This is a genomic window from Acinetobacter sp. ACZLY 512, assembly GCF_023614015.1.
Classification (GTDB): Bacteria; Pseudomonadota; Gammaproteobacteria; order Pseudomonadales; family Moraxellaceae; genus Acinetobacter; species Acinetobacter soli.
The window spans coordinates 441,081-457,035 of sequence record NZ_JAKIVI010000001.1; the positions used below are offsets into that span (position 1 = coordinate 441,081).

Here is a 15,955-nt window from a genome sequence, read left to right on the forward strand (position 1 = left end):
ATGCTTAGAGTTTAAATGATTTTTCTGGCAGTGGTTGTGACTGATCAGATCTGCGCGACTAAAGTTCAAAATCAATTTGGGCTGATTTGTTCTATTTTGCGTCAAGATGAAGATGAAGATGAAGATGAAGATGAAGATGAAGATGAAGATGAAGATGAAGATGAAGATGAAGATGAAGAGAGTATATAAATGCTGAATGTTAGATTTTTATAATGTTTTATATTCTTTTAAAATTTTGAGGGTGTTTAGGGAAAACAATATGTTTAACTTCAACAATTAAAGCTTTGTAAGCTGTAACCTTTTGCCTATAAACTCTTGATCTATAGCGTCCTAAGCCGAATCGAGACCTTTTGGGTGAGTACACACTAACGTTATACGTTTTGGTGCATGCTACTCTTTTCGATCCCTATCACACCCTTGAGATATAGTGTAGGAAAATCAGGGTGGGATTGTTTCCCTTAAAATCACTTTTTTATTTCATTTTTTAAATTTTTTTTCATTTAAAGCCAAATTAGTGACAATTTTTTCAATTTAAAGAAAAAATATACTTTTATTCTTTCATTATAATCAAAAAACAAGGTTATTTTTACCAAAACCAATACTTAAAATTTAATCATTGCACCCTCAGCACATCCGCCCACTGAGTAAGATAACTGGGCGATTTATGTGCCTGATTCATTTTCCAAGGTCGAGGCTGCTTATTCGTCAAAGGAGCCAAAACAATTCGATCTTTGCCATGCTCTTTGTTTATTTGAATCAATATATCCAGTAATTTTTGATTTTTAATGGTGCTCTGTGCATCGAAAAACAGATCTGGTACATATTGCTGCCGAGGAATTACATCTAGTAGCGTAATACCGGCTTTTTTGTAGCTGTGCCCTACTTTAAAGATACACTTTAATCCATATTGAACCGCTTTATTAATTTCCAGCAGATTGTCGGTGTAATCTCTCAAATGGACAATCGTATAGGGATGAAAATACTCAGCGTCTTGAAAGCGGTTGGTACGGATACTAACACCGATCGATTTACATAACAGGCGCTGTGCATAAAGCCGCTCTACAGCCCGCTGGGTAAACTGCGTTAAGGCTTCACTCAGATTTTGCAAATCCTTAACAGGTTGTCCAAAGCTACGGCTACTAATAATATGCTGCTTATCGGGCACTTGATGTTCAAGTTCAATACAAGATATCCCTCGAAGCTCACGGACTGTATTTTCAAGCATCACTGAAAAATGTTGACCGAGTCGCTTATCATCAGCTTCAACCAAATCCATCACGCTGCAAATCTGCATTTGTTCAAGACGCTTTTGTAGCTTGCGCCCGACGCCCCACACCTCCCCTACATCGGTGTGTGCCAGCAAATCTTCAATCACACAGGGATCTTCATCGACCATGTTACAGACACCATCAAATGCAGCATGGGTTTTGGCGAGGTGATTGGCCATTTTGGCTTGAGTTTTTGAGTAACCAATACCAATACAGCACGGTAGTCCTAACCATGTCTGTACGGTTTTTAAAATCTGGCGTGCATATTGACTGAGGTTTTCTCTGTGTTGATGGTCGGTCAGCTCCAAAAAACATTCATCAATGGAATAGATTTCCTGATCGTTCGGCCCGACAAAGTTAGCCAGAATATTCATAAAGCGTCTGGACATTTCGGCATACAGTGCATAGTTGCTCGAAAGCACAGCCACGTGATGCCGACGAATCAAATGCTGAATCTGAAAAAGCGGAACTGCCATTTTAATGCCCAATGCCTTGGCTTCTTTAGAGCGTGACACGACACAGCCATCGTTATTAGACAAAACGACCACTGGACGTTGATGTAATTTGGGGTCGAATACTCGCTCACAACTGACGTAACAATTATTGACGTCGACGAGCGCAAAAATACGCTGTTTCATGGACTTATCGCATTCGTTTAAGGTTGTAAGTCACTACACCCCAAATCACCAATTCTTGGCCTTCATCGATATAAATATCTTGAAAGTCAGGATTTTCGGCTTTTAGCCAGATTTTTGGAGGCTGAAAATGATGATCGATCATCAAGCGTTTGACCGTAAATTCATTGTCGACCATGGCGATCACAATATCGCCCGATTTTGCAGGAAGGCTACGGTCAACAATCAGTGGATCGTCGATATCAATACCTGCATCGAGCATGGAAAGCGAATTGGCCTTCACAATAAACGTCGCACTTTCGTTACGAATCAGATATTCGTTTAAATCGAGTCCCTGTTCGACATGATCTTGTGCTGGCGACGGAAAACCTGCCGCAACACGCTCAGTGGCAAGTGGAATCTGATAGATTTTGGCGGTATTGGGCTGAATCGCCTGTGCCTTGATCGAAGTTTTAAAATCGACCAGGTTATTGGTTTTTAAATTATCGAGCAGCCATTGTTTGATAAATGCCACTTGCGACTCAGGCACACGAATCACCTTAGTGGGTTCCTGAAATTTTGCCTTTCGACCCGCATTGGCCCGTGCACCGCCGTGCTCATTTTTATGTTGTTCAGCCATCATTCTCCTCCTCGCTTGACCATTCATCGTATTTTATTAATCTATCTTGAATTCGTTACAAATTCAAGTTGACGACGTTTTACTTTTGCATAACAATAGCCATGAGCAGATCAAATTATCAACAATATCTGGTGGAGCGTAACAATGAAAAAACAACGTGATGCAGTATTCGGCTATGCACAGGATTTACATGCTTACTATATTCAGTTTATTGAAAATAATAAGATTTTAGAAAATCGCTACGGCCTTGTATGTAACCTAAATGATGAAGATCAGGCCGACAGTATTATGACAACCTTGATATTAAAGAAATCCTTCTGGATGAATGGCTCGTCTTTGCACGACATTACCCGTGGACTACAGTTATTGGCACCACATTTTAGCCATGCCTGTTAATGTTCAAGCTTTAAATGCTCAAATAATCCGGTTCTGCTGTTCGACACTTGCGAACCGGATGATGAGATAAAGTCTAATTTTCTATTTCATTTTTAAAAAATAAATTGATGTCACGCATCTAAATATTATTTTAATGCTGTTTTCAGGCTGATTTGGCACGCAAAATCATATTGGTTGCGGTGGCATGCGCATAGAGTTTTCCTTCTTCATCACGCAAATAGCCTTCAGAAATAATCAGGTTTTTCCCGATATTAATTACTTTCCCTTCTGCTATGAGCGGCGTATTAAACGGTACTGGACGGCACATTTTTATGGCCAGATCGGTGGTCCCATAGCCTTCTCCAGCAGCCAGAACCGAATGCGCTGAACATCCAGTGACAGAATCCAAAACAGTTGCGGCAAATCCGCCATGTACGCCACCTAAAGGATTGGTATGACGCTCATCAGCTAATGCACGCATGACAATTCGGCCAAACTCGGCTTCGACCAACTCACCCATTCCCATGGTTTTTGAAATTCCAGGAGCTGGAACCAAGCCTTTTTGAAATGCTTGCATCATTTCAAGCCCCGTCATTTGATGTGGGTTCATGTTATTTTCCTCGCAAATTCTTTCATCATGTAGTTAACCGAATCTATTTATTTTTTCAGCCGTATCAATATAAAACCTAATTTTAAGTTCCAAAAAAGAACTAAACAAAACGTACAGCGGTATCACAACAGAGTCAATCTATAAAACCCTAGAATTCTTGACTAGCGAGTTTTTTAAGGCGATTTGATCATCTCGATAAAAAAAGCCTCAACGCGTGAGGCTTTTTTAATGATGCTGAAGTTTTACGAACAACGTACGCCCTGAATGTTAGGGCGTATTTTGGCTTCGGTGGCGACTACGGACTGCGCCACAGCATCAATCACACGTTCCATTGCCACACTAGAAGCACGCACAGTTGCCTGAATATCACCTGCACCAGATGCCACTGGCTGCTGAAAGGTCACACGACAACTCATTTGACGATCGGCAATTTCCGCACTTCCCGCCGCTGCGGTTTTCACAGGTACATTGATCGGTTCTTGTCGTTTGATAATCCAGGCCACCGCCACATCAATCATACGAGTATTCGATTTCATCTTTTCACCATTACCCGCACTGATGATATCGAAATGAGAAAAGTCCGTTGCAATACGATACGAGACCTGCCCGCCAGTCATACCGCTGCTGTAGCGATCGACGGCGCCCAGCTTACGTTGTAATCCAGCCGACAGACTATCACGCAGTTCAGAGCTAAAGGTAGAGGTCCAGCGATCATTATCGAGTACCTTGGATTCGCCCGAAGGTTGCTGCAAGACCAACGGAATACGGTTGAGGCGGTCGGGCAACGCTACAGGAAGCACCTCAATGACTCGAACATTCGAGCTGGCCAAAGGCGTTACCTGAGGTGAAAGCGTATAATAGTTCGGTGTTGGCGAACTGCTACAGGCACTGAGAAGCCACGGTAAAGCCACAAATGTGACACATCCCAGTAGTCGACGACCCAGTGACACTGGGTGTGTAATCTTATTTATCATCATCATCCTCTGGTAATTTGCCGCGAATCAAAGATTCTGGATGTTGTTCAATATAATCCGCCATCAATTGCAAGGATGCTGCGGCGCGCGTCATTTGCTGTAACGCACGGCGAACATCTTGCTGCATTGGTGCATCACTCGACAAAATTGATTCGCTTGATTTCACAGTTTTACGTACTTCAGTGAGTGTGGCTTGCAAATCTGGTGCAACCTTTCCATCTAACTGTTTAACCAGCTTGTCGGTCGATTCAATAGCGGTATTCATGTTTTTCAGCGTTTTGCGGACATCTTGACCAATTTCAACCAGTGGGAATTTGGTGAGCTTGTCGGCAATTTGTGAAACCTGAGCCTGTAAGCCGCTGAGTTCTGTTGGCGTGGTCGGAACTTCCACAACACCATTTGGTCGAATGATCAGATTTGCTGGTTTGGCTTTCGGGAACTTATCAAAGGCAATATAGTTTTGGCCCGTTAGCAAATTACCTGTGCGCATTTGAGCACGCCAGCCTTGCTGGATAAATGATCTGAAAATATCACCATCTGGATCGAGCTCTTTACCGTTGGCCAGACGCGACGGATAAATCAGCGCCTCAACCCGCATACGAAGCTGCGTATAATTGGCGTTGAATTCAACATTAATCGATTTCACATTCCCAATTTCTAAGCCCATAAAGTCAATCGGTGCGCCTGCAGTTAGACCACGAATAGAATGATTAAAGTACATAATGATCTGTTTTGGTCGGCCGTCTGGTTCTTTAAGCGCTTCTGTGCGTGAATCTGCCAGAATAAAACGACTGTGATTGGCCGCAACCCCCGCATTAGATGATTCAGGATAACCAAAGGCAATCCCGCCCGCCACAATACTGGCCAGCGACTGGGTGTCTAAATTAAAGCCTGATGCATTGAGCGTGACATCAACGCCGCTGGCTTGCCAAAAGCGCGCATCGGTGGTGACAAATTTATCGTAAGGTGAGCGAACAAAGGTTTGTAACTCGACGCTCTTGCCATCTTGCGAGAGTTTATACGCTGTAATCTGTCCGACATTGATGCGTCGATAATAAATCGGTGAGCCAATATCCAGCGAACCCAAATCACGCGCTTTAAGAAAATAGACTTTGCCGGGTACATCCGATGCCACCACAGGCGGCACTTCAAGCCCGGTAAATTCTTCTTGCTTCTCTTTGGACTTGCCGCCATCGACCTCGATGTATGCACCCGACAATAAGGTATCAATGCCCGATACACCACTGGTTCCAATTCGTGGACGCACCACCCAGAAACGCGAATCTTTTGAGGCAAACTGGCTGGCGTCTTTGCGTAGCTCAATTTTGGCAATGACATGAGAGCCGTCGTCAGCTAAATCAATTTGACGCACCAGTCCGATATCGACCTGTTTATAACGCACAGTGGTTTTGCCTGCCACCAAGCCTTCGGCCGTACGGAACGATACATCGATTGTGGGCCCGGTGTTTAAAATAGCCTTAACCGCCAGCGAGAGCGCGATCAATAACGCCACAAGCGGAATGAGCCAGATCAGTGCCGGCCGCCACTTGCCTTTTCTCTTTTGTGGTTCAGGCAAGCCACGCGAAGTATGATTCGGATCTGGAACGGGATGTTCACTGTTTGGAGTATGCTCAGACATGCTTATCGTTCTTTTTAAAGGTCATTAAAGGGAAAATGTAATTCAATGGTGCTGCTCCATCATCGTGGTCGCTGTGCCTTGAGCTGTCTGGGACTGCTGTTTGGACTGTCCGGAATAATAGTTATCCCAGATCATTCGGGGGTCGAAACTCAAGGATGCAAACATGGTCAGGACTACCACGGCGCCAAATGCAACAGCACCCGGTCCAGCCAAGATCGTGGCCAGTGATTGAATCTGAATCAGCGCGGTGAGTAAGGCCACCACAAAAACATCAATCATGGACCAACGGCCAATAAACTCAACAATCCGGTATAAAATCGAACAATGCTCAGGCGAAAAACGCCAGCGTAATGAAGATTGCATGCGGACTGCAATCAGCAGGAAAAATAGAATAAACAGTTTAAGCAGCGGAATAAAAATACTGGCCATAAAAATGACCGTCGCCACCAGATAATCACCACTTTTCCAGAAGTAAATCACCCCACTCATGATGGTGTCTTGCTGACTGCCCAATAATGAATTGGTAATGGTCATGGGCAATACGTTGGCGGGTATGTACAAAATACTTGCTGCCACGGCCAGTGCAAAAGTCCGGTTTAAACTACTGGGTTTTCGCGCATGCAATGCACTGTGGCATCGGACGCACTTAGGTATGCTCTCATCGGTATGCGAGATGTCGACATGATTGAGTAGCCCGCAACAATGACAACGCACGAGCGAAAGTTCATGCGCTCGAGGTGGATGCACATCGGAAACAGGACTGACCACATGCTGTTGCTGTGACTCATGTTGAGTACTCATGGCACCCTCCTGTCAATTTCATCCCACAGATCATTGATCTTAAACGATGCAATATAAACCAGTAACACACTCAACAGTGCAAATGCCCAAAGTGCAATACCCGGAATGACCACCACCATTGCGATCAGCTTGACCAGTGTCACCAGTACACCAATCAGGAATACCTCAATCATGCCCCATTCTCGAAAAAGAAACAGGGCTCTGAGCGCCACCAACAAATAAGAAGGACGCGTTTTAAATATACTCACCGAAGCCAGAACGTAAGTGAGTAACAATAAATCCAGCAAAGGAACAATAAAGGTCGTGATCAGAATGAGCACCCCCACAAATGCCCGATCAATATGAAACATCGCCATCGCGGCACCAATGAGCGTAGTCTGAGAGGAATTCCCCTGCAATTCGACCTTTACAATCGGAAAACTATTGGCAATCGCAAATACAATCAGCGCTGTGAGCACTAGCGCTAGCAAAGTGCTGAGCGACTTGCTTCGTCGATATAATTCGGCACCACAACAGTTGCAGTAAGCACGTTCACCCGCAGCCAACGTGACCTTGCGGTAAATAGCATCGCATTCTTCACACCCTGCCAATTCTGAAGGCGTAAAGGATTGTCCCTCTATAAAAATTGTCGGGCTTGATGGTAAGGCTGATGACTGCTCTGAAACATCTCGACTCATGGAGCACGTGACCCAGTATAAAATTAAAGGCGCTATGAAATAAAAGTTGTCGCTTTGATATGTAGATGACTGACGTCTTGTACAAACTTATATTTCTTTTTCTTGTCCATCTTAACCGATGATCAAAGACTTGGCACACCATTCGAACAAAAAACATAAACGATGTCGCATAACAGCTTACTTAATGTTTGGCTTTTATATTTTCCTCTATTTTTAAGGCACAAAAAAGCACATGCCAGAACTCTTCTGACATGTGCTTGTACTTATATACAGTGATGGCCTAGTTAGGTTTAAACAACACCTTGCCTTTGCGGCCACTTTGGGTTGAAAGTCGTGCCGCTTCATCGACCTGATCAAAGCTTAAAATCGCCTCGACCGGAAGTTGCAATTGTTTACTTGCCGCCAGTTGAATTAGTTCGCTCAGTAGCTCACGTTTGTGTGCTGGCTCCATGTTCTTGCTCACGACACTGGCCCAAAACCCTTTCACCACAGCCTGCTTAAAAATCAAATCACCCGAAGGTAGCTGCATCGGTTCGCCAGTCATGCTACCAAAGGACACCAAGGTACTGTCATCGCCTAATAAGCTCAGCACTTCAGCACTGGCCTGCCCACCAATCGAATCGACACCTGCTACCAACGTATGCTCACCGAGCAGGGTTTTAACCTGTGCTTTCCAGTCATCTTGTTCGGTAGCAACCACATGCTCAATTCCGAGCGCCGTCATTTCATCGACCGCACTTTGACGACGCACCAGATTGATCACACCAATACCACGAGATTTGGCAATCATGGCCACTGTTTTACCTACTGCGCCGTTGGCAGTGTTTTGAATCATCCATTGACCTGGCTGAATGCCAATAAAATCGAGTAACATCAGCGCGCTGATCGGCATGCCAATCAACTGTGCCGCGGTTTGGTCATCAATTTCGTCTGGCAATGGCACCACACCTGCCGCTGGTGCAAGAAAGTACTCTGCCCATGTGTTATGTACAGAGGCCACCGACACACGTTGTCCAACTTGAAGATGCTCAACGCCCTCACCCAACGCATCAATCAATCCGACCGCCTCACTGCCTCCAATTGCAGGAAGTTCAGGCTTATAACCATAGCGCCCGCGTACTGTCCAGACATCGTGGTTATGAATTGGGGTGAGAATTGTTTTGATACGTACCTGTCCCGCTTTTGGCTCAGGCACAGGCGCCTCTCCCAGCTCCAGTACATCGACAGGTTCACCAAAGGTTTTATGAAGTACGCTTTGCATATAAATTTCCTAAGTTTAAACAAGAATTAAAGAAGGATGAAACGTGGCCGTATCGGCAGCGCACTTAGGCGCTACGCTGACTCAATAGTTTGAGCAAATGCTCTGCCACAGCTTCAGAACTGGCCGGATTTTGACCCGTCACCAATAAGCCTTCTTTTACGGTAAAGGACTGCCAATCTGCACCTTTTTCATAATGTGCGCCTTGGGCCTTAAATTCATCTTCAATCAAAAATGGTACAACATCAGTCAGTTGTACCCCCTCTTCTTCACTGTTTGAAAAACCAGTTACATGCTTACCTTTTACAAACGAGCCGCCTTCTGGCGTTTTTACATTTTTAAGCACTGCCGGCGCATGGCATACCAAACCCAATGGTTTTTGATCTTGAGTGACCTGCTCGATCAGACGAATCGAATGCGGATCGTTGGTCAAATCCCATAGCGGGCCATGACCACCCGAGTAAAATACAGCATCGAAATCATCTGGATTGATTTGCGCCAGCGGAATGGTATTGGCAAGCTGTTGCTGTGCATCTGGATCTTCTTTAAAACGACGGGTTGAGTCGGTTTGAGCATCCGGATCGTCACTTTTTGGATCTAGCGGTGGTTGTCCACCTTTAGGAGATGCCAGTACCAGCTCGGCACCTGCATCTTTAAATACATAATACGGCGAGGTAAATTCTTCTAGCCAAAAACCGGTTTTTTTGCCTGTAGAACCAAGCTGACTATGTGAGGTAAGAATGATTAAAATTTTCATTGATTATTTTTCCTGTTGGTTATGCTGACATCCCGTTAAAAGGGCTTTGCTGGCATCAAGCGCCTGATAAAGAGGGGTCTTTTCTTTGTGCAGTTTGCTGAGCAATGCTGCACCCAAAAACATCTGATAAATGACCTGTGCAAGACTCTGTGCCGGTTGTACAGAAGCAATCGAGCCCTCTTTTTGCCCTTGCACAATCAAGTCCGCCATACGCGCGGTCAAACGCTTCACACCTTCATCCATAATCAGTCGCATGTCTTCAGATAAATCTGCAACTTCTGCGGCCATTTTTACAATCAGGCAAGATTCGGCCCAACTGTCTTGGGTAGAAGGATCTTCAATCCAGCATTGAAAATACGTGAGTAATTTGTCCCGCGCAGACTGCTCGCTGGCCCACAACTGATTTAAACGTATTTGATAATCGGATATGTAGTTCTTGAGTAAAGCACAACCAAAGACTTCCTTCGAATCGAAGTAATGGTAAAAAGAACCCTTTGGAACACCGCTAGTTTTTAAAATTTCTTGCAAACCCACGCCAACAAATCCTTTACGTAAGACCAAACTAAATCCGGTATCGAGGATATGTTGCCGTTTCGCTTCAGATTTTTGCGCTTGATGTGTTGTCATGACCTTCACAATAAAATAGACCAGTCGTCTATGATTATACGTCAGATTTCTTTTATGTAAAGCCAGATACTCAATGAGTCATTTAAAGTGTTGGTTCTAAAGCAAGTTTTTCTGCCAAAAATTGAATAAATACACTAAGCTTTGGCGGCAAATGTCGTGTGGGTGGATACAGTAACCATGCATCACCACTGTAATAGGTTTTAAAATACCAGTCTGGCAATACCTGAATCAGCCGACCGTCTTGCAAGGCATGTCGTGCCACAAAATACGGCAAGCTGGCAATGCCAATATGCTTAAGTGCAGCATCTAAACGAATACCTGTATGATTGGCCGAGTAACGTCCGCTCACCTGTACCGTGATGGTTTTCGACCCTTGCTGGAATTTCCATTTCGAATCGCTGGGCTGTTCACCCAAATAAATACACGAGTGCTGTTTTAAATCTTGAGGCTGTCCGGGAGTGCCGTGCTCGGCTAAATATTGCGGCGTGGCGCAGAGCAGATGATTAATTTCGATCAAGCGCCGCCCCATTAACCCACCCGGCGGGTGATCGGTGATACGAATGGCTAGATCGACACCGTCATCGATAAAATCGACATAACGATCTTCGAGCAGCATCTGGACATCAATTTTTGGATAACGCTGAAAAAACTCTGGCATATACGGATGCAGCATAAAATGCCCCACCGCTTTGGGTACACTCATACGTACTGTACCTTGCGGCTCACTATGAAACTGCCCTGAACTTTCCATTACGGCCTGCGCAGCATTGACCATGTCGAGACAATTGACATAAATCTGCTGGCCACTTTCACTTAAACGTAACTTGCGCGTTGTGCGCTGAAGCAAACGCGTGCCCAATACTTTTTCCAGACGAGAAATTGCACGGCTAATCGCAGACGGTGTAGCGCCCATCTGACGGGCTGTTTCAGAAAAACTTCCCGTTTCGACCACTTTCACAAAAATGGCCATTTCCTGCAAATAATGAATACTTTGATTTGTGCTCATGAAGCAAAAATAATTTGAATTTTTACTAGATTATCATCATCTACATGTTTTTTTACACTAAGACTTAACAAATTTTTGGGACCTTTCCGATGCTGACACACTATTGGCCTGAATTTTTAAGTTTAGCGATTGTTCACCTGCTGGCGGTGATTTTACCCGGCCCCGATTTTGCGATCAGTGTGCGTCAAAGTTTACGCTATGGCCACCTTATTGGCTGCCTGACCGCAATTGGTATTGGCATGGGAATTTCGGTGCATGTACTTTATACCTTGGTTGGGGTTGGATTTTTTATCCAAAAAAATGAGTGGCTCATGCTGCTGTTTAAATCTGCGGGTGCATTGTACCTGTGCTATCTGGGCTGGAAACTGATTACCAGTAAATCTAGCGGTGTGATTGATCTGGAGCAGCCTGCATCTGCGCATACAAAAATGAGTAAATGGCAGGCCATCAGTACCGGATTTATGACCAATGCACTCAACCCCAAAGCCACCATTTTCTTTTTGGCTATTTTTACGACCTTGGTTAGCCCGAATACCCCTACCAATATCCAGATTTTTTATGGTGTTTGGATGTGTGTGGTGACCGCCTTATGGTTTATTTTGGTTAGCTTACTGTTTTCACGTGCCAGCATCCGTCAGGCATTTTTAAAACGTGAAACCGTGGTAGAACGCGGCATTGGTGTGGTGCTAATGGGTATGGCCATCAAACTGATCATGACCAGCGTATAGATTTAACCGCGCGCTTAATCAGCATAACGATAAAACATTTAAAGAGAGACAACCCATCTCTCTTTTTTATTCCTTGGCGCATTACAAACCATGCGACCAACCATTTCACAGTCATCTGTTGCAGATTCATTCAAATTTTGGTTAAAGTTTTATCAAAATAAATACAAGAAGATGTTTTGATATGCGCAATTATGTCCACCGAAAAATTATTATTTTGATTGCCGCCTTTACGCTTAGCGTAGCAGCATGGTCTGAACCGAGCGCCAGTGATATTCGTAAAGAGGCGGAGGCTGGCAAAGCCACCGCGCAGTATCATTACGGTATGATGCATTTAAGTGGTGAACAAGGTGTTCAGCTTAATAATGCCGAAGCACTCAAGTGGCTCACTCGCGCCGATGAAAATGGTAGCGTAGGCGCCAAGTACAGTCTTGGCATGTTGTATTTGGTCGGTCAGGGAGTGAAAAAAGATGAAGCACGCGCACTCGATTATTTTAAACGGGCAGCCAAGTCTGGCCATGCCAAAGCGCAGTATGTAGTCGCTCATATGTATCGCGAAGGGCGAGGAACCCCACAAAATGCACAAGAAGCCTTTAACTGGATGAGTCAATCTGCACAGCAGCACTACCCGCCTGCACAATATAGCTTGGGGCAAATGTATTCTAACGGTAAAGGCGTCCAGAAAAATGATACACAAGCATTGCACTGGTACACACAAGCAGCCGAAAACGGTGAAAAAGATGCACAGTATAATTTAGGCATGATGTATTTAAATGCAGAAGGCACAGCAAAAAATCTGCCCCTTGCCAAAAAGTGGCTACAACGCGCTGCCGATGCAGGCGACTCAGATGCCAAGCAGGTATTACAAGGACTCAAATAAACATCCTGTAATATATGATCGGAATGAGCATACCTTGCAATAAACGCAATGGAGTGATCAAAGTTTTATTTACGGCTAAGCCCAAATCACCATAATTGCGGCCACAATCACCAGCCACAAACCCATATGGTCTGTTCTGGCGAGTTTTTCTTTAAAAAAGAAAGCTGAAATTAACAGACTAAATAAAATCTCGACCTGTCCTAACGTTTTAACAATGGCAACGGTTTGCATGCTCATGGCACTAAACCAACCCAAAGACGCCAAAAAACTGCAAACGCTGACCTTAAAGGTTAGTCCAATTCGTTGCCACATATGATAAAGCGTTTGTCGGCTAAAGATTCCCAGATACAACAGCATGATGATGCATTGAAAACTGATCAGACTACATAGCACCCACGCAGCGCGATGTAAAAATGGCAGCATGTCGAGCTCTAAACTGGCTTCACGTACCAATAGTGATGTAATGGCAAAACACAGGCCACTTCCCAAACCAATCATGAGGGTTTTTAACGACAATTCACTCTGCTGCCGACCTTTACTGAGTAGAAATACCGCAACTGCACCAATCGATACGCCCACCCAGCCCCATGCGGTTAGATGCTCTTGTAGAAACAATACCCCCACCAAAGCGGCCAAAATCGCTTCACTTTTGGCAAGCCCCACCCCAATGGCATAATTTTTTTGCTGAAACAATTTAACCATTAAGGCGGTGGCATAAATCTGGCTCACTCCAGCAATCACAATACACAGCCAAAATTTTGGAGAAAAGCTGACATGCGCAGTGATAGGCTGCTGATGATATAAAAAAGCAAGATAACTCAATGCAAATACTGGCGAAAATAAAAATCGGGCCAAGGTGGTGCCATAGATATCGACACTGCCACTGAGCTGCTTTTGAAATGCATTACGCCACGCCTGCATAAATGCCGCCATCAACGTAAATAAAATCCAGACAATCGCCATAGGCCCCATATGCAATTCAAAAAAACACTGTAATGTACTGGATTGTGGTCAAAGTTTCGAGCATGGTTTAAGCGTTTTAAGTCGAATTTTAAAATAACGTTTGTTTTGCTGAAGTTGATCGCCCTCATAAAAAAAACCTGCTTTAAGGAGCAGGTTTTTTTCGATGTTTTATAGCATGAGTAAAAAAGCTCACACTGCCTACTTAAAAACGGTCGACTGAATGCTGTACACCCAAGAAATCGAGTAAATCTTGCGCTACGCGTTCTTGTTGCGTTGCCAACACACCATGTGGCTCATCTACATACTCGATGAGTTTGGCATTCGGCAACGCTTTTTGTACCGCATGTGCGGTAATCCCAATCGGAACGGTTTTATCTGCTGTGCCATGAATCACCAGCACTGGCACGGTAAAAGCAGCCAGATCGGGTCTGAAATCTGTATAAGCAAAGGCTCTTACACAATCGACTGTGGCTTTTAAACTGGCTTGCATCGCCACTTGAGTATTCCATTTAATAAATTCATCACTAACCGCATGGCTTAGAAAACCTACACCATAAAAATCTTTAAAAAAGTGATTAAAAAACTTTGGACGTTCATCTAAGATGCCTTCAATCATGCCTTGAAAGACTGAGCCGTCTACACCTTCAGGATGATTATCGGTTTTTAATAAAAACGGCACGACCGATGAAATCAAAGCCACCTGTTTAATATCTTTGGCTTGATGACGACTCAAGTAACGTGCAATTTCGCCACCTCCCATAGAGAACCCCACCAAAGTGACATTGGTGAGCTGTTTGTCTTCAATTACACCGCGTAAATCATCTGCAAAAGTATCGTAGTCATAACCCGACCATGTTTGCTCTGAACGACCAAAACCACGACGGTCATAACTCACCACACGAAAGCCAGCTTCGACCAGTTTAATCGCGATCCAGTCCCAACTGTCTGAAGACAACGGCCAACCATGAATCAGTACCACAGGCTCTCCTTGGCCCCAGTCTTTGACATATAATTTTGCTTTGTTGGTTTTATTTGCAGTGTTTTCAGCGCTTATATTGTATTGATTTTCGTAAAGTGACATATGATTTCCTTAAGTAAAGAGCATGCATTGGTTTATCAATCTAAAGCTGAATGATCATTTCTGGTGAGGGTTTAATGTGTAGATTTTATACAGTACGTGAGTCTTTGTTCACGTTCGGTGAGTGCGGGAGAACAGTACCGATAATAGATTAAATTTTATACCGATGTTACTATTTAAAAAACGTCACCTTAGCACTATGCTCCTGATATCTTAAGTTAAAATAAAATTACAAATAAAAAGAAAAATCAACGTTTTGTTGCGCGAGTGCATTATTTGTATAACAGCTTTGTACTATTGAAATATTTTGAGCAATGCTACATTGGCAATATCATAAATAAGAACAGTACACTCATGAAAACTGAAATGACCATACAACTTCCTTCTATCATGGCAATGTGGACTTTTTTAAATGAAAACCTACATTTCAAGCTGTCTAAATACGAATTTGTTGAAGGCGGCATAAGAGTAATTGTGCAAACCAGTAAAAGTATTGCCTCGACCAAACCCAAACGTACTAAACGATTCTTCTAAGCTAAAAGCCCAATGGTGAAATAAAATTTTGTAGGCTTTGGCGTACAAAATTTTAAGGATTTTGCGGATTGGCAGCCCAATGGTAAAGGTCTATTCTAAAGTCATACAGGAACAGGACGTTCCAAAACATAAAACAACAACAATAAGTTTAAGCATCAGGACGTGAGGTACGACAGGAGTTATACCTAGTAACGAAATACGAAAAAAGCCCAACAGGATGTTGGGCTTTTTTTTTGCTTATTTGAATGATGGCTGAGTTTTATCAATAAAAAATCCCGTCGGTTGACAGGGATTTTTCAAAATAGCGGATAGCTGTTTTGTATTATGCGGCTTAGGCAAGCTTACTGCTAAATTGCTTGCCAAGGCATTTGGTACACGGAGGTAGTCGATCTGTACCAATTTCTAAGTAAACGCGATGTCCGCATTGGACACAAAAATAGAAGCCTGTTCCAGGTTTTTCGCCAGCTGTAACCATTTTTGTTCTCCATATATTTTAGAAATGGTATATATACTATAGCGTGATACTTTT

19 protein-coding genes are annotated in these 15,955 nt (G+C 43.8%); 5 read left to right on the forward strand and 14 right to left on the reverse strand.

Annotated elements, in window-relative coordinates:
- Positions 1-15 precede the first annotated feature (15 nt).
- Positions 16-189 (forward strand): hypothetical protein, encoded by a 174-nt coding sequence (locus tag L2096_RS02040; RefSeq protein ID WP_250364783.1) that lies wholly within the window; start codon positions 16-18, stop codon positions 187-189.
- A gap of 424 nt (positions 190-613) precedes the next feature.
- On the opposite strand, the gene L2096_RS02045 is transcribed toward L2096_RS02040, so the two are convergent.
- Together L2096_RS02045 and L2096_RS02050 are read right to left on the reverse strand one after the other, a co-directional pair.
- Positions 614-1,906, reverse strand: a complete 1,293-nt coding sequence (locus tag L2096_RS02045) for a Y-family DNA polymerase (RefSeq protein WP_119690819.1) — start codon at positions 1,904-1,906, stop codon at positions 614-616.
- Between the two features lie 4 nt (positions 1,907-1,910).
- Positions 1,911-2,522, reverse strand: a complete 612-nt coding sequence (locus L2096_RS02050) for a LexA family protein (RefSeq protein ID WP_004939604.1) — start codon at positions 2,520-2,522, stop codon at positions 1,911-1,913.
- A 144-nt stretch (positions 2,523-2,666) separates the two neighbouring features.
- On the opposite strand from L2096_RS02050, the gene L2096_RS02055 reads away from it, so the two are divergent.
- Entirely contained in the window at positions 2,667-2,918 is a 252-nt protein-coding gene (locus L2096_RS02055; RefSeq protein ID WP_004939609.1) for a hypothetical protein, read from the forward strand.
- A 142-nt stretch (positions 2,919-3,060) separates the two neighbouring features.
- On the opposite strand, the gene L2096_RS02060 is transcribed toward L2096_RS02055, so the two are convergent.
- The 9 genes from L2096_RS02060 to L2096_RS02100 all read right to left on the reverse strand — a co-directional run bounded on the left by L2096_RS02060 (position 3,061) and on the right by L2096_RS02100 (position 11,246).
- Entirely contained in the window at positions 3,061-3,507 is a 447-nt protein-coding gene (locus L2096_RS02060; RefSeq protein WP_004939612.1) for a PaaI family thioesterase, read from the reverse strand.
- Positions 3,508-3,749: 242 nt separating this feature from the next.
- Positions 3,750-4,481 (reverse strand): PqiC family protein, encoded by a 732-nt coding sequence (locus tag L2096_RS02065; RefSeq protein ID WP_151796226.1) that lies wholly within the window; start codon positions 4,479-4,481, stop codon positions 3,750-3,752.
- Positions 4,471-6,126, reverse strand: a complete 1,656-nt coding sequence (locus tag L2096_RS02070; RefSeq protein ID WP_162179346.1) for a PqiB family protein — start codon at positions 6,124-6,126, stop codon at positions 4,471-4,473. The genes L2096_RS02065 and L2096_RS02070 overlap by 11 nt, the downstream gene beginning before the upstream one ends.
- A 36-nt stretch (positions 6,127-6,162) precedes the next feature.
- Positions 6,163-6,921 (reverse strand): paraquat-inducible protein A, encoded by a 759-nt coding sequence (locus L2096_RS02075; protein WP_250364784.1) that lies wholly within the window; start codon positions 6,919-6,921, stop codon positions 6,163-6,165.
- Entirely contained in the window at positions 6,918-7,598 is a 681-nt protein-coding gene (locus tag L2096_RS02080; RefSeq protein WP_004939629.1) for a paraquat-inducible protein A, read from the reverse strand. Before L2096_RS02080 ends, L2096_RS02075 begins: the two co-directional genes overlap by 4 nt.
- 280 nt (positions 7,599-7,878) lie before the next feature.
- Complete coding sequence (locus L2096_RS02085; protein WP_004948832.1) at positions 7,879-8,859, reverse strand: zinc-binding dehydrogenase; 981 nt, start codon at positions 8,857-8,859, stop codon at positions 7,879-7,881.
- 64 nt (positions 8,860-8,923) lie between these two features.
- A complete protein-coding gene (locus L2096_RS02090) occupies positions 8,924-9,613 on the reverse strand; it encodes a type 1 glutamine amidotransferase domain-containing protein (protein WP_055415493.1) in 690 nt (229 codons plus the stop codon).
- A 3-nt stretch (positions 9,614-9,616) separates the two neighbouring features.
- The gene (locus tag L2096_RS02095) at positions 9,617-10,240 is read right to left on the reverse strand and encodes a TetR/AcrR family transcriptional regulator (RefSeq protein ID WP_004939640.1); all 624 of its coding nucleotides are present in this window, start codon (positions 10,238-10,240) and stop codon (positions 9,617-9,619) included.
- Positions 10,241-10,322: 82 nt separating this feature from the next.
- Complete coding sequence (locus L2096_RS02100) at positions 10,323-11,246, reverse strand: LysR family transcriptional regulator (RefSeq protein ID WP_250364785.1); 924 nt, start codon at positions 11,244-11,246, stop codon at positions 10,323-10,325.
- Between the two features lie 89 nt (positions 11,247-11,335).
- On the opposite strand from L2096_RS02100, the gene L2096_RS02105 reads away from it, so the two are divergent.
- Positions 11,336-11,974, forward strand: coding sequence for a LysE family translocator (locus L2096_RS02105; RefSeq protein ID WP_004939646.1), 639 nt, complete (start codon positions 11,336-11,338; stop codon positions 11,972-11,974).
- A gap of 181 nt (positions 11,975-12,155) precedes the next feature.
- A complete protein-coding gene (locus L2096_RS02110; protein WP_250364786.1) occupies positions 12,156-12,851 on the forward strand; it encodes a tetratricopeptide repeat protein in 696 nt (231 codons plus the stop codon).
- Between the two features lie 75 nt (positions 12,852-12,926).
- On the opposite strand, the gene L2096_RS02115 is transcribed toward L2096_RS02110, so the two are convergent.
- Together L2096_RS02115 and L2096_RS02120 are read right to left on the reverse strand one after the other, a co-directional pair.
- The gene (locus L2096_RS02115; protein ID WP_250364787.1) at positions 12,927-13,814 is read right to left on the reverse strand and encodes a DMT family transporter; all 888 of its coding nucleotides are present in this window, start codon (positions 13,812-13,814) and stop codon (positions 12,927-12,929) included.
- A 202-nt stretch (positions 13,815-14,016) separates the two neighbouring features.
- A complete protein-coding gene (locus L2096_RS02120; RefSeq protein WP_025095028.1) occupies positions 14,017-14,895 on the reverse strand; it encodes an alpha/beta fold hydrolase in 879 nt (292 codons plus the stop codon).
- A gap of 363 nt (positions 14,896-15,258) precedes the next feature.
- Between L2096_RS02120 and L2096_RS02125 the strand changes: the two genes are divergently transcribed.
- Positions 15,259-15,426, forward strand: a complete 168-nt coding sequence (locus L2096_RS02125; RefSeq protein ID WP_250364788.1) for a hypothetical protein — start codon at positions 15,259-15,261, stop codon at positions 15,424-15,426.
- Positions 15,427-15,757: 331 nt separating this feature from the next.
- On the opposite strand, the gene L2096_RS02130 is transcribed toward L2096_RS02125, so the two are convergent.
- Positions 15,758-15,901, reverse strand: a complete 144-nt coding sequence (locus L2096_RS02130) for a zinc ribbon-containing protein (RefSeq protein WP_004939665.1) — start codon at positions 15,899-15,901, stop codon at positions 15,758-15,760.
- Between the last annotated feature and the right edge of the window lie 54 nt (positions 15,902-15,955).